At 40.1% G+C, this 14,497-nt stretch carries 21 protein-coding genes and 2 tRNA genes; 18 read left to right on the forward strand and 5 right to left on the reverse strand.

All coding sequences use genetic code 11. The features are described 5' to 3' along the window. Positions 1-127: 127 nt before the first annotated feature. Both recD2 and mnmA read right to left on the reverse strand, forming a co-directional pair. The gene (gene recD2 / locus MOZ64_RS08580; RefSeq protein WP_320326153.1) at positions 128-2,257 is read right to left on the reverse strand and encodes an SF1B family DNA helicase RecD2; all 2,130 of its coding nucleotides are present in this window, start codon (positions 2,255-2,257) and stop codon (positions 128-130) included. Beyond that, positions 2,247-3,452: a tRNA 2-thiouridine(34) synthase MnmA gene (gene mnmA / locus MOZ64_RS08585; protein ID WP_320326154.1), complete on the reverse strand. Its 1,206-nt coding sequence runs from the start codon at positions 3,450-3,452 to the stop codon at positions 2,247-2,249. Before mnmA ends, recD2 begins: the two co-directional genes overlap by 11 nt. A gap of 60 nt (positions 3,453-3,512) precedes the next feature. Between mnmA and MOZ64_RS08590 the strand changes: the two genes are divergently transcribed. From MOZ64_RS08590 to MOZ64_RS08600, 3 genes are all read left to right on the forward strand, one after another. Next, positions 3,513-3,600 (forward strand) — tRNA-Leu (locus MOZ64_RS08590). 86 nt (positions 3,601-3,686) lie between these two features. Further along, positions 3,687-4,745 (forward strand): hypothetical protein, encoded by a 1,059-nt coding sequence (locus MOZ64_RS08595; protein WP_320326155.1) that lies wholly within the window; start codon positions 3,687-3,689, stop codon positions 4,743-4,745. A gap of 47 nt (positions 4,746-4,792) precedes the next feature. After that, positions 4,793-4,867: transfer RNA gene (locus MOZ64_RS08600), tRNA-Thr, on the forward strand. A gap of 73 nt (positions 4,868-4,940) precedes the next feature. On the opposite strand, the gene MOZ64_RS08605 is transcribed toward MOZ64_RS08600, so the two are convergent. The 3 genes from MOZ64_RS08605 to MOZ64_RS08615 all read right to left on the reverse strand — a co-directional run bounded on the left by MOZ64_RS08605 (position 4,941) and on the right by MOZ64_RS08615 (position 7,469). Next, positions 4,941-6,017 carry a site-specific integrase gene (locus MOZ64_RS08605; RefSeq protein ID WP_320326156.1) on the reverse strand — a complete coding sequence of 359 codons (1,077 nt, stop codon included), beginning with the start codon at positions 6,015-6,017 and terminating at the stop codon, positions 4,941-4,943. A gap of 163 nt (positions 6,018-6,180) precedes the next feature. Next, entirely contained in the window at positions 6,181-7,149 is a 969-nt protein-coding gene (locus MOZ64_RS08610; RefSeq protein WP_320326157.1) for a hypothetical protein, read from the reverse strand. A 59-nt stretch (positions 7,150-7,208) separates the two neighbouring features. After that, complete coding sequence (locus tag MOZ64_RS08615; protein ID WP_320326158.1) at positions 7,209-7,469, reverse strand: helix-turn-helix domain-containing protein; 261 nt, start codon at positions 7,467-7,469, stop codon at positions 7,209-7,211. A 176-nt stretch (positions 7,470-7,645) separates the two neighbouring features. Here MOZ64_RS08615 and MOZ64_RS08620 point away from each other — a divergent pair, with 176 nt between their 5' ends. The 15 genes from MOZ64_RS08620 (at position 7,646) to MOZ64_RS08690 (ending at position 14,496) form a co-directional block, all read left to right on the forward strand. Further along, entirely contained in the window at positions 7,646-7,855 is a 210-nt protein-coding gene (locus MOZ64_RS08620; protein ID WP_320326159.1) for a helix-turn-helix domain-containing protein, read from the forward strand. Positions 7,856-7,905: 50 nt separating this feature from the next. Continuing rightward, entirely contained in the window at positions 7,906-8,088 is a 183-nt protein-coding gene (locus MOZ64_RS08625; RefSeq protein WP_320326160.1) for a hypothetical protein, read from the forward strand. A 16-nt stretch (positions 8,089-8,104) separates the two neighbouring features. Then, on the forward strand, positions 8,105-8,281 hold the full coding sequence (locus MOZ64_RS08630) for a hypothetical protein (protein WP_320326161.1): 177 nt from the start codon (positions 8,105-8,107) through the stop codon (positions 8,279-8,281). 99 nt (positions 8,282-8,380) lie between these two features. Beyond that, positions 8,381-8,626 carry a hypothetical protein gene (locus tag MOZ64_RS08635; RefSeq protein WP_320326162.1) on the forward strand — a complete coding sequence of 82 codons (246 nt, stop codon included), beginning with the start codon at positions 8,381-8,383 and terminating at the stop codon, positions 8,624-8,626. Between the two features lie 222 nt (positions 8,627-8,848). Next, positions 8,849-9,787, forward strand: a complete 939-nt coding sequence (locus MOZ64_RS08640; protein WP_320326163.1) for a YqaJ viral recombinase family nuclease — start codon at positions 8,849-8,851, stop codon at positions 9,785-9,787. Next, the gene (locus MOZ64_RS08645; RefSeq protein WP_320326164.1) at positions 9,784-10,596 is read left to right on the forward strand and encodes a recombinase RecT; all 813 of its coding nucleotides are present in this window, start codon (positions 9,784-9,786) and stop codon (positions 10,594-10,596) included. The genes MOZ64_RS08640 and MOZ64_RS08645 overlap by 4 nt, the downstream gene beginning before the upstream one ends. Beyond that, positions 10,596-11,003 carry a RusA family crossover junction endodeoxyribonuclease gene (locus MOZ64_RS08650; protein ID WP_320326165.1) on the forward strand — a complete coding sequence of 136 codons (408 nt, stop codon included), beginning with the start codon at positions 10,596-10,598 and terminating at the stop codon, positions 11,001-11,003. The genes MOZ64_RS08645 and MOZ64_RS08650 overlap by 1 nt, the downstream gene beginning before the upstream one ends. 47 nt (positions 11,004-11,050) lie before the next feature. Next, positions 11,051-11,404: a hypothetical protein gene (locus MOZ64_RS08655; RefSeq protein WP_320326166.1), complete on the forward strand. Its 354-nt coding sequence runs from the start codon at positions 11,051-11,053 to the stop codon at positions 11,402-11,404. 290 nt (positions 11,405-11,694) lie between these two features. Then, positions 11,695-12,213 carry a replicative helicase loader/inhibitor gene (locus MOZ64_RS08660; RefSeq protein ID WP_320326167.1) on the forward strand — a complete coding sequence of 173 codons (519 nt, stop codon included), beginning with the start codon at positions 11,695-11,697 and terminating at the stop codon, positions 12,211-12,213. A gap of 236 nt (positions 12,214-12,449) precedes the next feature. After that, entirely contained in the window at positions 12,450-12,764 is a 315-nt protein-coding gene (locus MOZ64_RS08665; RefSeq protein WP_128520590.1) for a hypothetical protein, read from the forward strand. Further along, positions 12,761-13,003 (forward strand): hypothetical protein, encoded by a 243-nt coding sequence (locus MOZ64_RS08670; protein ID WP_320326168.1) that lies wholly within the window; start codon positions 12,761-12,763, stop codon positions 13,001-13,003. The genes MOZ64_RS08665 and MOZ64_RS08670 overlap by 4 nt, the downstream gene beginning before the upstream one ends. Beyond that, on the forward strand, positions 13,000-13,176 hold the full coding sequence (locus tag MOZ64_RS08675; protein WP_320326169.1) for a hypothetical protein: 177 nt from the start codon (positions 13,000-13,002) through the stop codon (positions 13,174-13,176). The genes MOZ64_RS08670 and MOZ64_RS08675 overlap by 4 nt, the downstream gene beginning before the upstream one ends. Continuing rightward, a complete protein-coding gene (gene ssb / locus MOZ64_RS08680; protein WP_320326170.1) occupies positions 13,173-13,610 on the forward strand; it encodes a single-stranded DNA-binding protein in 438 nt (145 codons plus the stop codon). The genes MOZ64_RS08675 and ssb overlap by 4 nt, the downstream gene beginning before the upstream one ends. A gap of 11 nt (positions 13,611-13,621) precedes the next feature. After that, positions 13,622-13,795, forward strand: coding sequence for a hypothetical protein (locus MOZ64_RS08685; RefSeq protein WP_320326171.1), 174 nt, complete (start codon positions 13,622-13,624; stop codon positions 13,793-13,795). A gap of 170 nt (positions 13,796-13,965) precedes the next feature. Beyond that, positions 13,966-14,496: a hypothetical protein gene (locus tag MOZ64_RS08690; RefSeq protein ID WP_320326172.1), complete on the forward strand. Its 531-nt coding sequence runs from the start codon at positions 13,966-13,968 to the stop codon at positions 14,494-14,496. Position 14,497 lies beyond the last annotated feature (1 nt).

Below are 14,497 nucleotides of genomic sequence, written 5' to 3' on the forward strand. Positions count from 1 at the left end.
TAATCCAATACAGCTTGTAGCTTTTGTTCAAATGTATATTTGGCTTTTCGTCCCATAATAAAATCCCCCAAAAGCAGGGCAGTACATTTTGTGTATTTGTACTGTCTACTTTTAGGGGATCATATCATTATTCACTTTCCGCTTTTCGATGTTGTAGAGCTTGTTTGAGGCTCGTTTGACGAATATGACGTTGTTTGGTTTTGACACTACTTTCAAACAAACTTTGTTGACCGATGATAAATAATTCTTTTTTAGCTCGGGAAATGGCTGTATACAACAAGCGTTGATTGAGCATGCGTGCACTGATTTTATCCACTACACAAATGACCATCGGATATTCACTGCCTTGTGATTTATGAATACTGATGCAATAGGCATGTTTAAGATAATATAAAATATCACTGTCAAAATCGACAACGTTTTCCCCAAAATCGACACTAACACAATATTCTTTTTTCTTTGTTTCGATCGCAAGGATCGTACCAATATCGCCATTATAGACATTATCATCAGGCAGATTCTTTAATAACATGACTTTGTCATTTTCACGAAACGTAGTCGCGCCAACGTGTAATTCCGCTTTATTTACAGCTGGTGGATTTTTCAGGTTTTGCATCGCAATGTTGATTTGATCGATTCCCGCACCACCATGATACATGGGTGCTAAGATTTCAAAGGCATCTAAGGCATAATTTTGAGTGATGCTTAAAAGAGTGGGTATGATATTTTCGGTAGGTTGTTCGATAAAGGTTACACCATCTTCATAGGTACAATTTTGTTCCGTACGAATTTGATTGGCAAGAGTAACGATACCACTGCCATTGGCTTGTCGAAAAATTTTCTCCAAATGGATGATCGGGAAAAGATGACTATCAATGATATCTTTGAATACTTTTCCGGGTCCGACACTTTCTAACTGGTTTTCATCGCCAATAAGAAGGATGCGACAATGTGGTTCTAGTGCTTTTAATAAAGCGGCAAAAATATGGGTATCAACCATACTGAATTCATCCACAATTAAAAAATCAGCATCAATGGGATCGTCTTCGTTCATTCCGAATGTGTTATCTTCCATATTCCATTTCAATAAAGAATGGATCGTTTTGGCGCTGTAACAAGATAAACGGGCTAGTCGTTTAGCCGCTCTGCCGGTTGGTGCACAAAGCTGGATATTGGCATCGGGATAAAAGTCTTGGCAGAGTTCCAGAATACCTTTCACTATCGTTGTCTTTCCAGTGCCTGGACCGCCGTTGATCAACATGACCGAATTTTGAAAAAACGTAAAGATGGCTTGTTTCTGCATGCTTTCATAGGTGATTGCGTTTTCAAATTCAATGGCTTTGATTTTATCATTGATCGTATCGACTTCAATTTCGTCAATTGGTATAGAATGAGATACCAGGATGGAACTGATCCATTGTTCCTCTTCATAGAGATGATATGGATAGATGCGATCATTGACAAGCCGAATGATTTCTTTTTGGGCCAAACGATTAACGGAGTCAATGATGTTTTGTTGGTCAATTTGTGATAAATATGCAACCAACCAAGGCAGAGTGATGTATGTATTTCCTGTTTTTAGAATGATCTGGCCGATGGTTTCGTGCATATATGCATCTTGACGACGCTGATCTTTGGCCGGAATTTCCATGCCATTTGCGAGCTTACAGGCACTTTTATATCCAAATCCATGAATTTCATAGTAAGGACGAAAACAATTTTTTTCGATCACATCCATGACGTCTTCATAGTGTTCTTGCAACAAAGTAATGCGCGTTTGATCCAATCCCCATTGCATCAATTGGGCATAGGTTTGTGAAAAGCCATCAAAATCCTGGATACCTTGGATGATGATTTGTTTGCGTTTATGGTTTAACTTAGGAATGGAATCCAAACAACTTGGATCTTCTTTGATTTGGTTTAAACAATCTTCGCCCAATGCATCGACGATATCTTCAGCGGTTTTTTTACCGATGGTAGGAAATGCATCGCTACTCAAGAAACGAACGATGGCTTCGCTTGTATTGGGGAGTTTCTTTTGCGCTGAGAAGATCTGAAATTGTTTGCCATAGCGAGGATGTGTTACATATTGTCCATTTAATTCATAAATTTGGTCTTCTAAAGGCCCATCGATCATTCCTGTGGCTATAAAGACGTGATAGGTCTTGGTTTCTGAAAATTGGGCAACAACATAGTGGTTGGTTGGATTTTCAAAGATCACGTATTGAAGTTTGGCTTCCAACACTTCAGTGGGCATGAGTCGACTCCTGATAGCGATGTATGATTGTTTGATTTAGATCGTTGCCATCTCGATATACTTCTTCAATGACGCCACCACCTAAACAGATAGTACCATCATAGAAGACCGCTTCTTGACCACAAGTGATGGCCGATATCTTCTGGGGATAATGGACCATGACGGTTGTATCATCTATTCGTTCTAAATGGATGTCTTGATCGGGCTGACGATAGCGGAATTTTGCCGTACAATCTGCAGGAATCGGATATGCGTCATCGACAAGCCAGTTGACGTTTTTGACCAGACATGAATCACTATATAACCAGCCTTTATGGGTCGTATGACAAACGAAAAGAATATTTTTTTCAACATCTTTACCAACGACAAACCATGGTCCTTTTACATGGTCAATATGCAATCCTTTGCGTTGGCCAATGGTATAATATAAAACACCAATGTGCTCGCCAACCGTTTCCAGTGTATCAATATCCACAATCTTTCCGTTTTGACTTGGTAGATAATTGGTTAGAAATTTACGGAAATCTCGTTCACCAATGAAACAAATGCCAGTACTATCTTTTTTGGTTGAGACACTATCCAATTCTAATTGTTTTGCGATTTTTCGTACTTCAGGTTTTTCAATGGTGCCCAAAGGAAATAATGTTTTTTGAAAGGCTTCTTTATTGACTTGACAGAGAAAATACGTTTGGTCTTTATTATGATCAGCAGCGCGACTCAAGTATTTGAATCCATGGTCTTCTGTAGTTGATGCATAGTGTCCTGTTGCGACTGCATCAAAGCCATGTTCCATCGCATATTGAAAGAAAGAGTCGAATTTGATGTATTTGTTGCAGAGAATATCTGGATTTGGAGTACGGCCTTTGGCATATTCGTTCAAAAAAGTTTGGAAGACATGATCCCAATATTCTTTGATATAATCGACCCGTTCTAGGGGAAGGTCGAGTTTGTTTGCAACGGCTTGTGCATCCAAATAATCTTGTTCTTGTGGACAAGTAGGGTCTTGAATGGTAGGATTGCCAGCAATGTCATTATTGGCAAAGCTATCCCAATTTCGCATAAAACAACAGGTGACATCGTGTCCTTGTTTCTTGAGTAGATAGGCAGCTACCGCTGAGTCGACGCCACCGCTTAATCCAAGTAGTACTTTCATTGTCCAAATCCTCCTTGTGTATTTAATTATACGCAAATTCATAAAATAAACAAAATTTTTGCTTGCAAGTATGAACAACATGTTGTATTATAAATGAGCGATGCCCGAGTGGTGAAATTGGTAGACGCAGTGGACTCAAAATCCACCGAGTGATGAGCTCGTGCCGGTTCGAGTCCGGCCTTGGGCACCATGTAATAAAGAAACGAGCAATGCTCGTTTTTTTTATGCCGTTTTCGATATACCTATGGTAAAATAAAAATCATTAAGAGGATCAAAATGGAGCAGAAGAAAAAGAATAGTAAGAAGGAAAGTGCTATTGATCGTTTGCGTGAATCACAAGAAAGGCTCGATCAATTGGATGTTCCTGATTTCACAACCAAATCAATATCGTTTGATCAAGGGGATCAATCGTTAAAATATATTCAAAAAGTTATCAATGAAAATAAAGATAAAGAAGCAACAGTGCCTGTTGAATCAACAAGGGTGATCAAAAAAATCAAATCTAAAAAGAAAGAGGAGACGGATAAAGATTTATCTTTGACGGATACACTGATTCGGATGGGCGCAACGGGACGGATCAAATTAAAACGGACATTGTACCAGGAAAATGAAAAAGAAGAATCGAAATTAACTGAGCATCAAAAAAAATCAAACTCGTTTAAATTTCGACTCATTGTCTTTTTATGCATTGTTTTAGTAATTGCTGGATTGTTGGTAGGCTATGCCTATAAGACCATAATTTATGATCCACAACATTTAGTCACACAATCGATGGAAAAGACATATCAAACGTTGCAAGGCTATGCGGATGAATGGAGCATGTCTTCCGATACAGAAAAGAGTGAATTGTTGAATTATCAAAAGAAATACGATCAATTGACGGATGAACAAAAGACCAATATCAATGCGTATTTTAAAGAGCAGACCGGAAAGAAATTAACCACTATTTTTACGAATCTAAAAAAGGCAAAAGCACAACAAGAAGCAGATCGGTTGAATCAGTTATCCACGTTTATTAACAATTGGGCTACATATACAGAAGACCAGAAAGCAACGATTGTTTCGTATGAAGATACATACGATAGTTTAACCAAGACCGATAAGCAACAAATTGACACACTTTGTCAGCAAGTATCCACAAAAACATTTTCGCAGTTGTGTAAATCGTATCGTAATTATTCAACATCGGATACCACTTCCTCACAACAAACGGATACTTCAGCGGATGCATCCAGCGATGTTACCGATTCATCTAGCTATACAGATACAACAATGCAAGATGATACATCTACGGATAGCAGTTATTATAGTGGAAGTTATGATACGGGTTACTAATTTTATCTTGAAATACTGTCCGGTTTCATGTATTATTATGAACAGATGCCGGAGTAGCACAGCGGTAGTGCAACGCATTCGTAACGCGTAGGTCGGAAGTTCAAATCTTCTCTTCGGCACCATATGCCATAAAAGCCCTTATTTAAAGGGTTTTTTTATTTTTTATATCTTATTTATATCTTATTTATATCTAGATCATCCGTTTTCTATAGCATCCAGTATCTCATCTTCCTGACGATCAAGCAGATGTCCATATCTGTCCATCGTGATGGTAATCGAGCTGTGTCCAAGCCGTTTGGATATCTTGTACATGTTGACGCCCTTGTCGATCAGATACGATGCATGAGAGTGCCGGAAGTCATGGATACGTATATAAGGAAGTCCGCTCTTTTCGATGGCTTCTTTTTTTACGCGGTCGATACTGGTCAAGGATAGCGGCTTGTATCCGCCGAAAAGGAACCAGTCTGCACTGAATCCGGGCATGCCCTTATATTTATCTATTTGTTCATTCAGTAGCTCTATTGTGGCTTTATCCAGTGCCACGGTACGCTTGGACGTTGGACTTTTGAGGACCGTGAATTCACTGTGCGAGCTTCGCTTTAATTGCCTCCAAATGTTTACGCGCTTTCCATCATAGTCATTAAATGTGAGACTCATAGCTTCATTCTTCCTAAGCCCGGTCCAGAACAGCAGATGGAAGAAGATCATAAATTCACGCTTGGCCTCCGGAATCGCATCACAGAACGTTTGAAACTGATCAGGTGTATAAATGGTCATCTCATGCATACGCTCTTTCTCCGTCATCTTAAATGATGGTATAGAACGCATTGGATTGCGTGCCAAGTCATAGAAATTGCATGCATGTTCGAACACACCTTTGAAATAGATATAGATCTTATTCTTGCGTGCCGTGGACAGCTTTTGGATATCATCAGATTCCAGTATCTGCTTGATCATGGCCGGCTTGATCCGGTCGACCTTCACATCGAGCAACGGTTCCAGATACGTATATAATATGTATTCCTTGTCCTCGATGGTTTCCGGCTTATTGTTTGATTTATGTAGTTCTATGTAGTCCTTTACAATGCTCCTTAGCTTGGTACCGCTCGAAGACTTGGCATCTTCAATGAACTGCGCCTCCGCTCTTGTAGCCTCTTTCTTCGTATCGAACCACTTCGAATTTTTTTGTTTCCTCTTTCCAGTATGGTCCGTATAGTAACATCTGTACGACCACTGCTTTTTGCCGTTATGCATCCTGGTCGAAATTGACATAGTACTCATCCTTTCTATTTTTATAAAATTTTGATAAAATGAGCACATAAAAAGAAAAATGGTTGACTAGTTATTTTCTTTTTATGCACAAGCGCTCTATGACGGTTTGTTTGTTGAAGTTTGTTCACCGCCAGTGAGTGCTTTTATTTTGCGATAAATGTATTTATTTGTATAACCGATGCTCATTGATTACATCAACATGTTTGTTTATTGCATCTAAGCCCTTTTCTGTAAGCTTGTTATTTTCATCCAGGTATTTGCTTGATTTCAAAACGATTAGTTCTTTCGTAAAATCAATGCCGTATCTGTATTCGAAATATCCGGGTATCTTTTTCTTTTTGGGATATTTATTTATCCAGTAAAGCATATATACATTTCCAGGTAATAGTCCGTCGTCAAACCGTTCCATTGTTTTTCTTGGAATTATTGAGTTTGGAAACAAATCGGCTTGTTGAAACCAATCATTTACATATAACTCTCTATCTTTGGAAATATATGGCTTGTTTGGATAGTCTTTATAATATCTATCAATCACCTTCTTTTTGAATTCGGGACTTGCTTCTAAACGTTGGGCTCGATCAATTTCATCATTGTATTTTCTTCTGTCGATGTAACCTGACGGTTTGGTCAATTTTTGAAATTTCGCTTTCCAATCTGAATAGCTTAATGACATATAGTAATCTATATAATCATTTGGAATATGATCATCAAACTCAGACATTTCTGTTTTATATTTATTTATTCGATTATTTATGCCTCTTTGTGTTTTCAGCTCAGACGCATCTACACAAGTCTTGTTCCATGAACGGTCAATGAATTCCTTTATCAATTCATTCCGAAAATCATCTTTTGAAACCACGTCGAAATATTCTTTATAAGTTCCATTCTCTGCTTCGATATAGCCTTTCCTTTCGTCGTCGACAAGGTTATTCAGTTTTTCGTAGAAAAGATCATATCTCGAAAAAAATACTGATGGATTATTTGTTGATAAAAGTAGTTCTTTTGAATCGTGCAATATTTGAAAATCTCTTTTATAGTTCATTTGATAAAAATCTTCACGAGAAAAGGTATTATCCAATTTTACCTTTTTTTGTTTCGATTTGTTTTTCTTAAAAAGATTGAACAGTCCCATTTTTTTCGCCTTTCTTAATTTAAAATCATATTACTAGAATTTGTGACATGGATAATGTCTTATTTGCTAATACTATTGTTCATGTACTCAGACATTTCCTTGGAAAAATCGTTAATGTCTGCATGATACAACTTTAGCAGCATGATCATGTCCTGGGCATATATATTGTTGGTTCCATTTTCAATATCAGACAGCCAGGTTTTAGAACGGCCTAATGCAGTTGCGGCTTGTTCCATCGTCATGTTGCTATATTCTTTTCTATATTTACGTAAAAGCGTTCCTTGATATTTGAGAATATCAATATCATTCTTTTCTCTCATTTTGTTTTCACCACCTTATATGCCCATGTTACCATAAAATACGTTAATAACGTTAGTATAAACATAAAAAAAACAAATAATAACGAAAAGTACGTTGACAACGTACATACAGTGGTATAAGATAGCAACTGTAAGAGTTAGTTAATAACGTACTCTCGGAAAGGAGGCGGTTTATAGTGGTGAAATTAACACCGAAAGCAATCCGTATAAATATGGGCATCACTCAAAAAGAAATGGCCGAAAAAATCACGGCGCTTGGGGTTCCTATGTCTGAAAGAAAACTACAGGAACGTGAACAAGGAAACGCTAAGTGGACCGGCACTGAGATTATTGCGCTGATGACAATAGCGGGTATAGATGATATCAATGTGATAAATATTGATTGATCTATATTTTTTTAGCTGTTAAGTACGTTAGTAACGTAAAAGGAGAAATTATGGATTATGAATTCATGAGGCGCATTACTGATGCGCAGATTCAAAAAGAAATCGATGCCCGTATGGCTAAGGATGCCATCCGGGAAAAGAAGCACCAAGAAAAATGCGACAGACGTGATGCATTCATACTGATCACGGCATTCATAGTATGTGTGCTTGTGGTTGGCCTTTTAGGCGGATAGAAAGGAGGTGATCGGAATGGTAGAGCATGAACAAGCGATACGTAATGCGATTCTAAATGCGATCACAATGGGCGAGGATAAACAAGCGATATGTGATGCTCTTTTAGTAGCGCTAAAAAAGACACGACACCTACACGATCTTGTCGAACTTAAGTATACCAAGCTGGATGATGATGAAATCGTAGTAGCCTAATTCGAAAACGGCCATAAGAAAAAGATCAATGTCACTCTCGATAGCGGCATAGCCATGATCGCAGATATAGCAACCAAGATTCTATAGAAAGGAGGAATTATGTGTACGGCAAAGGAAAGGCTGGAACTTCTTGAGTGTCCGTACCTTACTGGCGCGGAATTCGCAAAAGTGCTAAATCGTTCGCCTTCGGTCGTCAACCGAGAAATCAGAAAGGTAAAGGGCCGCATCTATTTCGTAGATGGGTGGGGCTATCTGACTGACGACCTGATCAAGGTGTTCCATCTGAAGCCGTTCGTGGCACGGCTCAAGAAGGAACTAAGCGAAAAAAAAGCAGCTGATGCATAGATCAGCCACATATAAAAATAACACATAAACAGTATAACACAAATCCGTGGGCATGACGGACTGGGTAGGCAAATTTCTACAGTTTTTGGTTGCATGATTGAAATCTTTGTGCGAGACCTCCTTTCCATATTTTTTACATTTACTCGCACTGGCATCGTTGGTTGATTCATATCGCCTGCCTGGCCCGTCATGCTCATGGATAAAAAACTAAGGAGGCAAAAATTGAAACCATTCATAAAACACAAACTTCCATCCAGTCATGAGGAATGGCTGGAAAATCGAATGAAAGGGATAGGAGGCAGTGATGCCGGCGCTATCCTGGGATTCAATCCGTACAAATCGCCATATTATCTATGGTGCGAAAAAACGGGACGGATCACACCAAAACCGGACAATGAGGCCATGCGCCAAGGACGGGATCTAGAAGATTACGTTGCTCGCAGATGGATGGAAGCAACTGGTAAAAAAGTCCATAAAAGCGGATTTTCTTACCAGTCCAAAGAGCATCCATACATGCTTGCCAATGTCGATCGTTTGGTCGTTGGTGAGAATGCCGGTCTTGAGTGCAAGACGGCCAATGCATTGACCCGAACACGATATGACAAAGGTGATATACCGGCGTCATATTACGCGCAGTGCATGCACTATATGGCCGTCACAGGAATGGACAAGTGGTATATTGCCGTGCTTGTCCTTGGAAAGGAATTCTATTTTTTCGAGGTTGAACGCAATGAAGAAGAAATAGAAGCCTTGATCCAACAGGAACATAAGTTTTGGAACTATGTAAATACGGATCAGGAGCCACCAGTAGACGGGACCGATTCGACCAGTGAAGCACTCAACCAGGTATTTCATCCATCTGATGATGCCGGAAGTGTGATCATAAGTGATGATCTTACATCAATGCTCCTCGAGCTAAAGTCCAAGCAGAAAGAGCTTCAGACGATACAAAAGGAGTATGAAAATCAAATAAAAGACGTGATGGGAGATGCCGTATATGCGTATTCCAATCATGCCAACATCACCTGGAAGGAATCGGTATCGAAAAGATTCGACACGACCCGATTCAAAAAAGAAAATCCAGATATTTATGAAAAATATGTAAAGGAATCAAAGACAAGACGATTCCTTATCAAAGAAATAGAGGAGGAAGAAGAATGACAACCACAAATCAACAGGGAATGATTGCAAAAAAGGCCAACAACAGTGTGGCCAAGAAAACCAATCGAACGATGAAGGACTACATCACGATGTATCAGGGCGAGATTGCCAAGGCCCTGCCATCCGTGATGACCCCGGAACGATTCGTAAGGATTGCTACAACTGCCGTGACGAACACACCGAAACTGGCAAGCTGTACACCGCAGTCGTTCATTGGTGCACTGCTTAATGCTGCACAGTTAGGCCTTGAACCTAACACACCATTGGGACAGGCTTATCTGATCCCTTACAAGAATCAGTGCCAGTTCCAGATTGGGTATCTAGGCATGGTCGAGCTTGCACAGAGAGCCGGTACCAATGTCGATGCCCATGTCGTCTATGCCAATGACGAATTCGATTATTCACTTGGTCTGCATCCGGATATCAAGCATGTTCCAGCCATGAAGGACCGCGGAGAAGCCATCGCATACTATGCCGTATGGCGCAATGGCGAAAACTTCGGCTTCGAGGTCATGAGCCGTGAAGATGTTGAAAAGCACATGAAGAAATACTCAAAGACGTATACCAACGGTCCTTGGCAGACCGAATTTGATGAGATGGCAAAGAAAACAGTGCTTAAACGGGCACTGAAATATGCACCGAAGAAGACAGATCTTGCTAGAGCCGTCATGCAGGACGAATCAATCAAACAGTTCGACCCAAAATCAGATAACAACATGTCAGACGTCAAAAATGACTTCTTTGACGTCGAATATGAAGAATCGTATGTTGATGAACATACGGATCCGGATACCGGAGAAGTTAAATAATGGCGGTCCTTTTCAGCGTGCCTGGTGAGCCCGGGCACAAAGGAAGGCCACGCTTCACGCGGTATGGGCATACCTATACCGATAAGAAAACGGTCGAGTTTGAGAACCTGGTACGTGTTGCCTTCACACAGCATGTGCCAGGCCATCAGCCGTATGAAGGACAGTGCCGTGTTGAGATAGATGCGTACTTCCCGATACCGATAAGTACACCAAAGAAGCGCAAGTTGCTCATGATGGATGGGCTAATAAGGCCGACCAAGAGGCCGGATTGTGACAACGTCGCAAAAGCGGTATTGGATGCACTCAACAGTGTGGCATACAACGATGATAAGCAGGTCATCGAGATGGTCGTTCGCAAATGGTACTCAGATGTGCCGCGAACGATTGTTATGATAGAAGAAATTTAACATATTAAAGAATTTATTTATTTTATATTTTTTTAGTGAGGTAACAAATGGCAAGACGAGGATATATCAAGATGTATCGTCAGATCATGGATGATGATGTATGGTGCGATTCCGACAAATTCAAATTATGGTCCTATTGCCTGATGAAGGCATGCCACAAGCCTCAGAACGTCCTTGTCGGAAATCGAATCGTGCGGTTGGACAAGGGACAATTCATTACTGGTAGGAACGATATAGAAGAAGAGTACAATCGCAACTGCAAAAAAAAAGACTATATCACAGGCGTAACTTTATTTAGATGGCTCAAGCTTTTTGAAAAGATGGATATGATCTCTATCGATTCGACGAATAAATACAGTGTCATCACTGTATCGAATTGGGACAAATATCAAAACAAATAGCGTGTTCATCAAAAAACGGCCTTTTTTGTCAAAGAATTATGTGATTTTTCAAAAAAGCTATCATTTTTGTTCATCGAAACAAAGTTATTGAAATGCCTTGTTTAAGGCATATTCTCACAATTAAATAAGCAAAAAATGCATGTGTGTGTTCATCAACTTGTTCATCAAGTGTTCATCAAGTGTTCATCAAGTGTTCACATACAAGAATGTATAAGAATGAATAAGAATGTATAAAAAGCCGTGCCGGCCGTTCTTAGCAGTGTAGTGGCAATATTTAGTAAGGAGCCATCATGACGAAAAATGAAGTGATCGAATTTATAAACAGAAAAAAATCGAAATACACGACCTATCTGAATGGACTCTCAAAAGAACAAAAATTTGCGCTTATCGACGAATGGCATAGAGCTTTCAGCGATGTGCCATCACAAAGCGTAGAGGATGCATTTGCACAACATGAGAAAGTATCAAGGTTCTTTCCTTACGTGAGTGAACTGGAGAAATACATGAACGTCTTCGACGGCTCGGCAAATGATAATTCTTTTCCCAACCGTTGGTATTCCCACTTTCCACAGAAAGGGGAAATCACATACAACGACAAAGATGTCGAATGGGCAACGTGGGACGACTGGAACCATATACCGGAAGAGCTTGCAAGGCGGATGAAATTTGAACCAGATCCATCCGACCCAGAGAGATTGGAATTGCTAAAAGAAATACAAGAATTGCAACTGGAAACATTTGGCGAATCTAGTGTGGATGAAGCAGAGGAGGCACAGAATATGCATAATTGCCACCAAATCGTTTCTTAGATTGAGATTTAAAGAAAATATGAGTATTTAGTAGCGTTAATGAGAATGGTGCTTAAAAGTGCATTTACGGAGGTTAAAAAATGTACGGAATAATCACAGATGCGGAGCTTGAACGTATCGAACAACAGCGTGAATCGATGGATTCACTGGACTGGCGTTCGCCAAACTACGAAGAACGATGGGGCGACAGATACGAGGAGGATGACACATATGAAAATGAGTGAGGAGGAACGATCATGACAAGGCTTAGTGCATTCAAACCGTATGCAGAATATCGCAAAGGATATCACAAAGCTATCTACGACGTTACCGAGTGGTTGGCCAATCATCACGATTATATGAAATTTAACGGATGCTATTCGGCCAAGCGCTTTCCTCACGTAATGCGTGCCATATCCCTGCAATGGGAACAACTGATGAAGTATGGCGACGAAGCAGATATCTTGCTTCCAGATGAAGCATTCCCAAAAAGCAAGTTGGAAGCGATGAAAGAGAAACATCCAAGCAAAATTGAAAAACAAGTGAAAGAATTGGAGGACTTTTGGAAATGATCAAAACAGATGATTTAAATGAATATGTACTACTTTCCGTGCTCAAAAACTTTTGTGAAGCAACAATCAATGATAGCGATTGTTCGGAATGCAAGATGAATGCGGTTTGTGATTACGGCCTTGGATCAAAGCCAATGAAAAAATTGGATATCAAATATGAACCCGATGATAAAAATAACATTAATGATATTACAGTTACATATCTTCGATCAAATAAAAATGCGGAGGAAAAACAATGACTGAATTGGAAAAAACAAAAATTGAATTAAAATTTTCGATAAATTTATTTTCAAGGTTTTGCGAACTTGTGGAAAAAGATCTAGGTCGAGAAAAAGTAACATATTTGCTGTTTTTGGCTCAAGCAAAAGCAATTAAGAGAGACATGGAATCGAACGAGGATGAATTATCATGATCAATCGAATCGTATTGACCGGTCGTCTAACCAAAGACCCGGAGCCACGGACAACAAAGACAGGGAAGACGTATGTATCCTTTGCACTTGCCGTTGACCGGAGCCGAAAGGTCGAAGGGCAACCTGAAGCCGATTTTATCAATTGTGTCACATGGAACCGCCAGGCCGAAGCCATGGCGCAATATTTACATCGTGGCTCATTGATCGGTGTGGATGGGCATCTGCAAACACGAAGCTATGAGAATCAGCAAGGACAGCGTGTATACATCACGGAGGTGCTTGTCGAAAGCTTTACTTTCCTGGAACCGCGTGCCAATGCCAAACCGCATCAGACACCACCTAAGCCATCGCCGAGCACATCGGATGGATACTACAGGACAGACACAAGCGATGTTGACACGATCGGCATCGAAGGCGACGACCTGCCGTTTTAGGGGAGGGGCCTATGGACACATATAAAGCAAAATCAATCGTTACGGGAAAAGAGGTACGGGGAGAGCTTGCCTATGACGGACTGAGCTGTTTCATCATAGAGAAATATCCTTACGGAACATCTACTGTTAGAGTGGATCCAAATACGATCGAGAAGGTGGGATCGGATGCAGATACAGAAGTTTGACAACATCGACTGTGCATGGTGCGGAAAGCGCAAAATAATATCAATCTTGAAGCGTGATTGGGCGTATAAGACGTCCAATTTAAAGCACGGTTACATCTATTTCTGCTCATATGGCTGTTACCGACAGTGGATGAAAAAGTACAGACAGCCGAATAAAGAGGAGGATTAATATGCCAAACAAAGGAGCCGTATTTACGGTCGATAGCAAGACAACAGCGGATACGATCAATGATTTTCTTGAAAAATATCCTGGCCTTAGATCATATCACATCTTTCTATATGCACATGTATCCGATTGCACATTTGCCAAGATCAGAAAAGGAAAACCAGTAAAGAAAGACACATTGGATAAGGTCGTTAAAACCATCAATGATCTTGATTCGCTTGGGTCCATCGAGGAAATCCGTCAAGAACTGGCTGTTAAAGGCTGTCTCGGTTCTGTAGACAGCAGAAGTTTGGCGGCATTCAAAGCACAGGATGAGAACCGCAAGCTCCAAATGGAACTTGGCGGACTGTGCATCCAGTACGGTCTATCAAAGCGTGACCTGATGAATCTTGACCAGATAAAAAAGTACGAAAAAGAAAGCATACTTGATTATGTAATCAATCATCATATGACATTAAAGTCATGCGAGAAGATATACACTGCATCGACCGCATTTGATGCAGTATCTGCTCTTAGAAGTATGAAAGGAGAATAGT

The organism is Absicoccus intestinalis (assembly GCF_033971885.1).
Classification (GTDB): domain Bacteria; phylum Bacillota_I; class Bacilli_A; order Erysipelotrichales; family Erysipelotrichaceae; genus Absicoccus; species Absicoccus intestinalis.